The organism is Micromonospora sp. NBRC 110037 (assembly GCF_001652995.1).
Lineage (GTDB): Bacteria > Actinomycetota > Actinomycetes > Mycobacteriales > Micromonosporaceae > Micromonospora > Micromonospora chalcea.
The window spans coordinates 36,344-45,280 of the sequence record NZ_BBVA01000018.1 but is presented as its reverse complement, the minus strand read 5'-3'; the positions used below and the strand labels follow the sequence as shown (position 1 = coordinate 45,280).

At 71.3% G+C, this 8,937-nt stretch carries 8 protein-coding genes; 4 read left to right on the top strand and 4 right to left on the bottom strand.

Annotation, left to right across the window (positions count from 1 at the left end):
• On the bottom strand, positions 1-711 hold a 711-nt coding region (locus A4R25_RS30955; protein WP_197494998.1), incomplete at its 3' end, for a transposase.
• Positions 712-1,041: 330 nt separating this feature from the next.
• Between A4R25_RS30955 and A4R25_RS29875 the strand changes: the two genes are divergently transcribed.
• Together A4R25_RS29875 and A4R25_RS29870 are read left to right on the top strand one after the other, a co-directional pair.
• On the top strand, positions 1,042-1,731 hold the full coding sequence (locus A4R25_RS29875; protein WP_064448842.1) for a DNA alkylation repair protein: 690 nt from the start codon (positions 1,042-1,044) through the stop codon (positions 1,729-1,731).
• A 40-nt stretch (positions 1,732-1,771) separates the two neighbouring features.
• Positions 1,772-2,305, top strand: a complete 534-nt coding sequence (locus A4R25_RS29870; protein ID WP_064448841.1) for a YbhB/YbcL family Raf kinase inhibitor-like protein — start codon at positions 1,772-1,774, stop codon at positions 2,303-2,305.
• 53 nt (positions 2,306-2,358) lie between these two features.
• Here A4R25_RS29870 and A4R25_RS29865 read toward each other — a convergent pair whose 3' ends face one another.
• Positions 2,359-3,063 (bottom strand): class I SAM-dependent methyltransferase, encoded by a 705-nt coding sequence (locus tag A4R25_RS29865; protein ID WP_043327784.1) that lies wholly within the window; start codon positions 3,061-3,063, stop codon positions 2,359-2,361.
• A 208-nt stretch (positions 3,064-3,271) separates the two neighbouring features.
• On the opposite strand from A4R25_RS29865, the gene A4R25_RS29860 reads away from it, so the two are divergent.
• Entirely contained in the window at positions 3,272-5,050 is a 1,779-nt protein-coding gene (locus A4R25_RS29860; protein WP_043327785.1) for a hypothetical protein, read from the top strand.
• 4 nt (positions 5,051-5,054) lie between these two features.
• Here A4R25_RS29860 and A4R25_RS29855 read toward each other — a convergent pair whose 3' ends face one another.
• The gene (locus tag A4R25_RS29855; protein ID WP_064448844.1) at positions 5,055-5,837 is read right to left on the bottom strand and encodes a hypothetical protein; all 783 of its coding nucleotides are present in this window, start codon (positions 5,835-5,837) and stop codon (positions 5,055-5,057) included.
• 320 nt (positions 5,838-6,157) lie between these two features.
• Between A4R25_RS29855 and A4R25_RS29850 the strand changes: the two genes are divergently transcribed.
• Complete coding sequence (locus tag A4R25_RS29850; RefSeq protein ID WP_064448840.1) at positions 6,158-7,690, top strand: peptide deformylase; 1,533 nt, start codon at positions 6,158-6,160, stop codon at positions 7,688-7,690.
• A gap of 66 nt (positions 7,691-7,756) precedes the next feature.
• On the opposite strand, the gene A4R25_RS29845 is transcribed toward A4R25_RS29850, so the two are convergent.
• Positions 7,757-8,878, bottom strand: a complete 1,122-nt coding sequence (locus A4R25_RS29845) for a globin domain-containing protein (RefSeq protein WP_043327787.1) — start codon at positions 8,876-8,878, stop codon at positions 7,757-7,759.
• Positions 8,879-8,937: the final 59 nt, after the last annotated feature.

Genomic DNA, 8,937 nt, shown 5'->3' with positions numbered 1-8,937 from the left:
TGCATCGGCGCAGCGCACGGCGTTCGGGCAGCGCCGTCGGATAACGGTGGTGATCCAGTCCGCGCCGTCGGCGGACACGTGCGTGATCTTCGCGGCCCGCTCATCGCCGAGCAGGTCGAAGAACGCGTTGAGGGTCGCCGCGCTCTTGCCGGGCGAGGCCCAGACCAGCCAGCCGGTGTCATGATCGACCACCACGGTCAGGTAGCGGTGGCCCTTCTTGTAGCTGATCTCATCGATGCCGATACGGCGCAGTCCCTCAAGGCGGTCCACCGCGGCACCGGTGTCGGCCCACACCCGCGCCACGATCGCCCCGACGGTGCGCCAACTGATGCGCATCAGCTGCGACACCGCCGACTTCGCGGTATGCACCGCCAACCACGACACCATCTGGTCAAACGCCCGGGTGTGCCCTGCCCCATGCCGAGCCCACGGCACTGCCGCGACCACAACCCCGTGCTCCGGACACGACACCCGCGGCACGTGCGCCTCGATCACCGCTCGCACCACGCCCAGATCCAACGCCCGCCACCGACGACGAACCCCAGCGTCATAGCGGGCACACCGCCGACGACAGTGCGGACACCGCCGCGACGCGCCCTTACGCACCCGCACCCGAGCCACCACCACCGACTCGACCGGATCGAACTCCACGCCCTCGACAACCGCCTGCTCGACCCCGAGCAGCCCAGCCCATACCCTGGCAGAACGCACGCCGTTCTCCCGCCCATCAAGTTCTGACCTTCGACAAGCCAGAACCTAGGCAGGACAACGGCGTGCGCCATCAACGACGCGCCCAACCACCCACAGACACGTCACAAGACCCATAAATATGACTGAGAGTCATAAGCGTCTTGAGTGCTCTCTTCTTCGGCGACCCCCACGGCGAGTCTCGGCCGCACCGGATGTGCCTGCCACCGAGCGAGTTGCCGGAATCGGGGGAACGCGATGAGACGGGACGACGCTGACCGGCGGGGCGGCGGAACAGCGGGAGCGCCGGGCGCGGCCGTAGGCTGCGGGACACGGATACGGCGGGAGGGCCTGGTGGCGGAGACGACGACGGTGGCCGAGGTGACGGCCGAGCTGGCCGCGCTCGACGATCCGAAGATCCGCGCGGTCAACGAGCGGCACGGCGACGACCACGGGGTCAACCTGGGCAAGCTGCGGGCGGTCGCGAAGCGGCTGAAGACGCAGCAGGACCTCGCGCGGGAGCTGTGGGCGACCGGCGACAGCGCGGCGCGGCTGCTGGCGCTGCTGATCTGCCGGCCGAAGGCGTACGGGCGGGACGAGCTGGACGCGATGCTGCGCGAGGCGCGTACGCCGAAGGTGCACGACTGGCTCGTCAACTACGTGGTGAAGAAGAGCCCGCACGCGGAGCCGCTGCGCCTGGCCTGGTCGGCCGATCCCGATCCGGTGGTGGCGAGCGCCGGCTGGGCGCTGACCACCGAGCGGGTGGCGCGGAACCCGGACGGGCTGGACCTGGCCGGTCTGCTCGACGAGATCGAGGCGGAGATGGCCGGCGCGCCGGAGCGCCTCCAGTGGGCGATGAACCACTGCCTCGCGCAGATCGGGATCGAGCATCCGGCGTACCGGGAACGCGCGATCGGCATCGGCGAGCGGCTCGGGGTGCTCAAGGACTACCCGACGCCGCCGGGCTGCACGTCGCCGTACGCGCCGGTCTGGATCAACGAGATGGTGCGCCGACAGCACGGCGGCCCGGACAACGGGGTATGAAGGGGCGCAGGACATTCGCGTACCCGGAAGGACCGTTTCGATGACCCTGGAACGACCGATCGCCCCGGACCCGTACGAGCTGTTGCCGACGGTGCCGTCGTTCGACCTGACGAGCGAGGACGTGCACAACGGCGAGCCGATGGACGCGCGGTACGCGCACGGCAGCACCGGCGGCGAGAACGTCTCCCCGCAGCTGTCCTGGTCGGGCTTCCCGGCCGAGACCAAGAGCTTCGTGGTCACGTGCTTCGACCCGGACGCCCCGACCGGCAGCGGCTTCTGGCACTGGGTGCTGGTGAACGTGCCCGCGTCCGTCACCGAGCTGCCCAGCGGCGTTGACGAGGGCGACCTGGGCGGCGCGTTCAGCGTCCGCAACGACTACGGCGACACCGGCTACGGCGGCGCCGCGCCGCCCGCCGGGGACCGCCCGCACCGGTACGTGTTCGCGGTGCACGCCGTGGACGTGGACCGCCTCGACATTCCCGCCGGGGCGAGCCCGGCCTTCGTCGGCTTCAACCTGGCGTTCCACACCCTGGCCCGGGCGGTCATCCGCCCGACGTACCAGATCAAGGAGTGAGGTGTAAGGAAGGGCCCCTTGTTAACAGACGTCTGTTAACAAGGGGCCCTTCCTTACACGCGGGCGACAGCGAAGACGGACTGGCCGAACGGCGGGCGGACGCGCTGCTCGGCGGCCTTGGTGACGGGGAGCACGAGCGTGTCGTACACCTTCACCATCGGGCCCTCCTTCGGCATCAGCCGGAAGACCTTGGTGGCCATGAAGTAGCCGATCAGGCCGAGCGCGTTGGCGTAGTGGATCCGCTCCACGGTGAGGCCGGCCTCGGTCATGGCCGCGGCGAGCGTCTTCTTCGTGTAGCGGCGGACGTGGCCGGTGGCGATGTCGGCGGGGCTCATGGCGAACTGGAACGCCGGCACGATGATGACCACCGCGCCGCCGGGGCGGACCAGGTCGCGCATGCTGCGCAGCGCGCCCACGTGGTCGTCGATGTGCTCCAGCACGTTGTACGAGACGGCCGCGCTGTAGTCGCCACGCTCGTGGTGCGGGAGCAGCATCTGCCGGACCTCGACGCCCGGGTGGTCGGCCAGCCGCTCCTTGAGCTGGACCAGCCGGTCCGGGTCCGCCTCGGTGGCGGTGATCCGGGGCACCTGCTCGGCCCACGCGGAGGCGTAGTCGCCCAGGCCGCTGCCGATTTCGATCGGGTTGTCACCGAGGTAGGGCACCGCCAGCTCGACGAACCACTGCCGGTGGTTGACAGCGGTCGCGAGGCCTTCGAGCACCTCGGACTGGACGCGCTGGTCCCCAGTGATTTCTGCCATGCGTCGATTCCTCACGATATGACTGACCCGCGCCTGGACCGTCAGAGTCAACCATCTGGATGGCTGAGGGGGAAATCGGGGGACGGAGGGGGGCCGAATTGTGATGCGGAGGGGTGCCTGATCGGCGGTCGGCGAACTCGGCACATAGTACGTGAGTCTGCGGAACATTGCACCTGCCGGTCATACCCTGACTACGCTCTGAAATGTCATGACTACTCCGGAATCAGCGGCGGACCCGGCGAAAACGGGGCACGGCAGGCGGATCGATGTGCTCGCCGTGCTCAGCTTCGTGCTGCTCGCGCTCTGGGTCACCGCCCGGTTGTGGGTGGACCCCCGCAACGGGATTCGGGACAATCGGACAGATCAGGCGCAATTCGAATGGATGATGGCGCATGGTGCGCGCGTCGTCACCGATTTCGCCTATCCGTTCACCTCGGACCGGATGAATGTGCCGGATGTCGTCAATCTCATGGCCAATACGTCCGTATTATCTGTTTCATTACCGCTGACCCCGATCACGCTCTGGGCGGGTCCGCGCTGGTCATTCCTGATTTTCCTCACCCTCGGGCTCGCCGCCACCGGCGTGTCCTGGTATTTCCTTCTCTCCCGAGTTGTCGTGCGGTCTAGCGGTCCGGCCTGGCTGGGTGCCGCCTTCTGCGCGTTCGCGCCGGCGATGATCTCGCACGCCAACTCGCACCCCAACATCGTCAGCCAGTTCGTGGTGCCGCTGATCATCTGGCGGACGCTGCGCCTGGCCGAGCCCGGCCGGTGGCTGCGCAACGGCGTACTGCTCGCCCTGGTGATCGTCTGGCAGGCGTTCCTCAACCTGGAGATCCTGCTGATGACCGCCATCGGCCTCGGCGTGGTGGTGCTGGCGCTCGTACTCGGCCGTCCCGCGCTGCGCTCGGCGGCCCGCCCGTTCGCCGCCGGCCTCGCCGTGGCCGCGGTGGTCGCCGGGGCGCTGCTCGCGTACCCGCTCTGGGTCCAGTTCTTCGGTCCCGGCGCGTACAGCGGGCTCTCCACGCTGATCCGGGGCTACTCCACCGACCTCGCCGCGTACGTCGCCTGGTCCCGGGAGTCGGTGGCCGGTGACGCCCGGGGCAGTGAACCGCTGGTCAAGAACGCCACCGAGGAGAACGCGTTCTTCGGCTGGCCGCTGGTGATCCTGGTGGCCGCGCTGGTCTGGTGGATGCGCCGCAACGCGGTGGTGCTCGGCCTGGCCGCGGTCGGCCTCGTGTTCGCGCTCTTCTCGCTCGGCCGGGAGATCCGCTACGACGGACGCGACACCGGCATCCCCGGCCCGTGGGCCGCGCTGGAGAACCTGCCGGTCCTGCACTCGGTGGTGCCCACCCGCTGGTCGCTCGCGCTCACCCCGATCATCGGCGTGCTGCTCGCGCTCGGCGCCGAGCGGGTCCGCCGGCTGGCCGCCCGGCATCCGGACGCACGCGGGCAGATCCGGTTCGCCACCGTCACCGTGCTCGCGATGGCGCTGCTGCCGATCCTGCCCACCCCGCTGCCGGCCAAGCGCCTCGAACCGACCCCGGCGTTCGTCACCTCCGGCGCCTGGCGCCCCTACGTCGCCGACGGACGCAGCATCGTCACGCTGCCGCTGCCCGACACCACGTACGCGGTTCCGCTGCGCTGGTCCGCCGAGACCCGGCTGGACATGCCGCTGGCCCGCGGCTACTTCCTCTATCCGGACACCCGCCCCGGCGGGGACCGGATCGCGCTGTTCACCGCGCCGCCGCGTCCCACCAGCACGTTCTTCGAGACGGTACGGCGCACCGACGCGGTTCCGCCGATCACGCCGCAGGATCGGGTGGCCGCCGTCGACGACCTGCGCTACTGGCGGGCCGGCGCGGTGATCCTCGACCCCCGGCTGCCGCAGGCCGACGCGCTGCGCCGGGCGATGACGGAGCTGAGCGGGATCACGCCCACCCGTACCGGCGGGGTGTGGTTGTGGGACGTCCGGCCGCTGGCCGACTGACCCGTCAGCCCTGGCGGACGCAGCAGCCCTGGCACACCTTGGGCCGGGGCAGCGTGAACGCCAGGCAGCAGGTGCGCCGCTGCACTGTCGGCTCGCCGGCCGGACCGGGCACCAGTTCGACCAGGTCGTTCAGGTCGAGCGCGCCGAGCAGCGTGCCGACGGTCGCCACGGACGAGCCGGGCAGCGCGTCCGCCGCGCGCAGGATGCCGTGCGCGATGCCGGAGGCCACCGAGCCGAGCAGCGTACGGGTGCCGATCCGCACCTCGCCCTGGATGGCGGCGATCAGCGGGGCGAAGTGCGCGTCGAGCAGGGACGCGCGCAGCGCGCCGAGCAGCGCGGCCTCGTCCGGCACCACGACCACACCGGGCGCGCCGGCCAGCGCCAGCGGGTCACCGGGCAGCACCGCCACCGGGGTGGACGCGCGCAGCCCCAGCGTGAGCAGCTGGTGGTGGTCCTCGAAGTGCACGAGGACGTCGGCCGGGTCGAGCAGCGGCACCCGCCGGGCCGACGCCCAGCCGAGCACCGCTGGGAGCGCCGTCCAGTAGCTGTAGGACTTCCACGCGAGCGCGGCACAGGCGTGCGGGGTGCCGCCCCAGCGGCGGCCGGCGCGGGTCAGGAACTCGGGAAGCAGCGTGCCGTCGATCAGCCGGGCGGCCGGGGACCAGCGGTCCAGCTCGTCGCGGACCAGCAGGCCGGGCGCGAGCCCGGGCAGGTCGTCGGTGCCGAACATGGCGCGCAGGGTCGCGGTCACCGGGGCGAACGGGGTGGCGGCGTCGCGCCCCGGCATCACCGCAGTCACCTGGCCGTCCCCTGTCTGGTCGCCCTGTCGGCCGGCGCGTGCCGTCGACCGAAGCTAAGGCTAGCCTAACCACTCCCTCGGCGGGAGGGGAAGTGACGTCGCGGTGTCGCGGGGAGGTCCCGGTCACTCCGGCGCCGGTCGCGTACTACCCGGCCCGGAAGACGAAAAACGCCGCCGGAAACGGCGACGCACGGTGTAAGGATCGATGCGCTCCGTTCAGATGTCAAGGTGTATGTCGAATATGAGGCAGTTTCCGTACACGTTCGGCCACCCAACGTGAAAATGGGCTTCCCGCCACGAGGAAGCTGATGACGACCTCACCGATCGAGCGTGCCGCGGACTCGTTCGCGGCGGAACTTGCCCGGCACCGGACCGGCCGAGGGCTGTCCAAGAAGCAGTTGGCGACGCTGATGGGCTTCGACCCGTCCTACGTCAGCCACGTCGAAGGGCGCCGGCACCGGCCCACCGAGGACTTCGCCCGCCGCGCCGAGGCCGTCCTGGAGGCCAGCGGCGCGATCTGGCAGCGCTTCCGGGAGTACGACGAGCTGCGGCACGGCCGCGCCGGCGGAGCGCACCGCGACCCGCCGGTCCCCGGGCAGTGGCTGCCGCCCGGCACCGGCCTCGTGGTCGAGCGCGAGGTGGCCACGCTCACCCACATCGGCGACGGCTACCACTGCGCGATCCGGCGGGAGCTGTACAACGCGGGCACCGAACCGGTCACCCGCTACCTGGTCCGGGTCGCCGTCGACCGCTACCCGAACGACCCGGGCCGCTCCAACCGGCACCACCGGGAACACCCGCTCACCTTCGCCGAGCTGCAACTGACCGCGTACCGGGACGACGGCAACGGACGCGAGCCGATGCACTGGCGGGCCAAGCACGACCGGGACGCGTTCAAGGAGATCTGGCTGCTCTTCGAGAACGACGAGGGACGCTTCCCGCTCTACCCGGGCGACCGGGTCACCATCGAGTACGCGTACCGCGTCGGCCAGGACAAGTGGGGCCCCTGGTTCCAGCGGGCCGTACGCCTGCCCACCCGGCACCTGGCGGTGCGGCTCGACCTGCCCGCGGACCTCGACCCCAAGGTGTGGGGCGCGGAGACCTCGCTGTCGGCCGAGGAAGGACCGCTGCGTACGCCGATCCAGCGTGCCTCCGACGGCGACCGGGTGATCTTCGACTGGGGGACCGACGACCCGCCGCTCAACGCCCGCTACCGGATGCAGTGGCGGTTCCGCAGCCCGCAGGCGGACGCCGAGCCGGACAGCGCGCCCACCGGCGGCGCCCGGGTTCGGGCCAGCGACCGGATGCGTGCCGTGGGCATCGTGCAGCGCGGCGACGACCTGCTGCGGCAGCCGGCCCGCCAGTTCGACCTGCCGGCCGAGGAACGGCACGCCCGGCAGGTCATCGACCGGCTCGCCGCGATGCTGGCCCGGCTGGACGAGCTGCACCCGTTCAGCAAGGGCGTCGGCCTCGCCGCGCCCCAGCTCGGCATCGGCTGGTCCGCCGCGCTGGTCCGGCCCGCCGACCGCGCGGCCGAACCGGTGGTGCTGCTCAACCCGCGCGTCGTGGACACCGCCGCCGAGACCGACGAGCAGTACGAGGGGTGCCTCTCCTTCTTCGACCACCGCGGCCTGGTGCCCCGGCCGCTGCGGATCGACGTGGAACACGCGCTCTGGGACGGCAGCCGGGTGATCACCTCGTTCGAGTACGCGATGGCGCGGCTGGTCGCGCACGAGATCGACCACCTGGACGGGCGGCTCTACGTCGACCGGATGGCGCCCGGCGTGCCGCTCGTGCCGGTGGAGGAGTACCGCGAAACCGGCACCCCCTGGCGCTACTGAAACGGGGGGCCGGGTCGCGTGCCCCAGGGGGCGGGGGCACGCGACCCGGCTCGGGGGGAGCAAGGTTCAGAGGTTGCCGAACGTGTCGTACCGGATGTGGTCCGGCGGGACGTCGTCGGCGGCGAGCGCCCGCAGGGTGGCCCGGACCATCGCGGCCGAGCCGGAGACGTAACAGTCGTGCGTGGTCCACGGCCCGTACCGGGTGACCACCTCGGACACGTCACCGAGTTCGCCGCCGAAGTCCGGGTCCTCGCTGCACGACGGCGTCACCGACAACCACGGGTGGGTCGCGACCAGGTCCTCCAGGCCGGCCAGCCCGTACAGCTCGTCCGGGCGGCGCGCGCCGTAGAAGACGTGCACCCAGCGGGTGCGGTTGACCCGGGTCAGCTCCTCCACCAGCGCCTTGATCGGCGCCAGCCCGACCCCGCCGGCCACGCAGAGGACGTCCCGGGTGGACTCCGGATCAAGCGTCATCGAGCCCATCGGCGCGGCCACCCGCAGCAGGTCACCCGGCTTGGTGCGGCGCACCAGCGCCCCGGACACCCAGCCGGCCGCGCCGGGCGGCGTCCGCACGTGGAACTCCAGCACGTTCTCCTCGTTCGGCGCGTTCGCCACCGAGTACGTCCGCCACACCCGCGGGTGGTAGCGGGGCACCTCCACGCTGACGTACTGCCCCGCCTGCCAGGGCAGCGGGTGCTGGAGCGCGCGTACGGTCAGCACCGCCGTGTCCGGGCCGTGCCGCTCGTGGGTGAGCACCTCGGCGTGCCAGTACGGCGGGTTTCCGTCGGCCTCCGCGCCGGCCAGCATCCGCGCGCTGATGCTCGCGTACGCCTCCCGCCACGCCTGGTCGTACTCCAGGTTCCAGCCGTCCCCGGCGGTGCTGCGCAGCGCGTCGAGCAGCGCGACACCCATGGTCGCGTAGTGCTCGGCCGTCACGTGGTACTTCCGGTGGTCCCGGCCCAGCGCCCGCAGGTACTCGTCGAAGCTCTCCGGGTCGCCCACGGTCTGGGTGGCGGTGACGATCGCCTCCAGGATCCGGTCGCCCTGCCCGTTCATCTGCACCGGGAAGAGCTTGCGCAGCTCCGGGTCGAGGAGGAACAGCCGGGCGTAGAAGTGACCGCTGAGCCGCTCCCGGTCCTCCTCGACCAGGGCCCAGCTCTCCTTCAGCAGCCGCGCGAAGTTCTCCACAGGGGCACGCTCCTTCTCCGTACGGGCGGATCGGCAGCCATAGAATCTCCACGGAGCGT

Coding starts and splice junctions, on each gene's coding strand:
- A4R25_RS29870 (WP_064448841.1), top strand. CDS start 1,772: ATGACCCTGGAACGACCGATCGCCCCGGACCCGTACGAGCTGTTGCCG.
- A4R25_RS29865 (WP_043327784.1), bottom strand. CDS start 3,063: ATGGCAGAAATCACTGGGGACCAGCGCGTCCAGTCCGAGGTGCTCGAA.
- A4R25_RS29860 (WP_043327785.1), top strand. CDS start 3,272: ATGACTACTCCGGAATCAGCGGCGGACCCGGCGAAAACGGGGCACGGC.
- A4R25_RS29855 (WP_064448844.1), bottom strand. CDS start 5,837: ATGCCGGGGCGCGACGCCGCCACCCCGTTCGCCCCGGTGACCGCGACC.
- A4R25_RS29850 (WP_064448840.1), top strand. CDS start 6,158: ATGACGACCTCACCGATCGAGCGTGCCGCGGACTCGTTCGCGGCGGAA.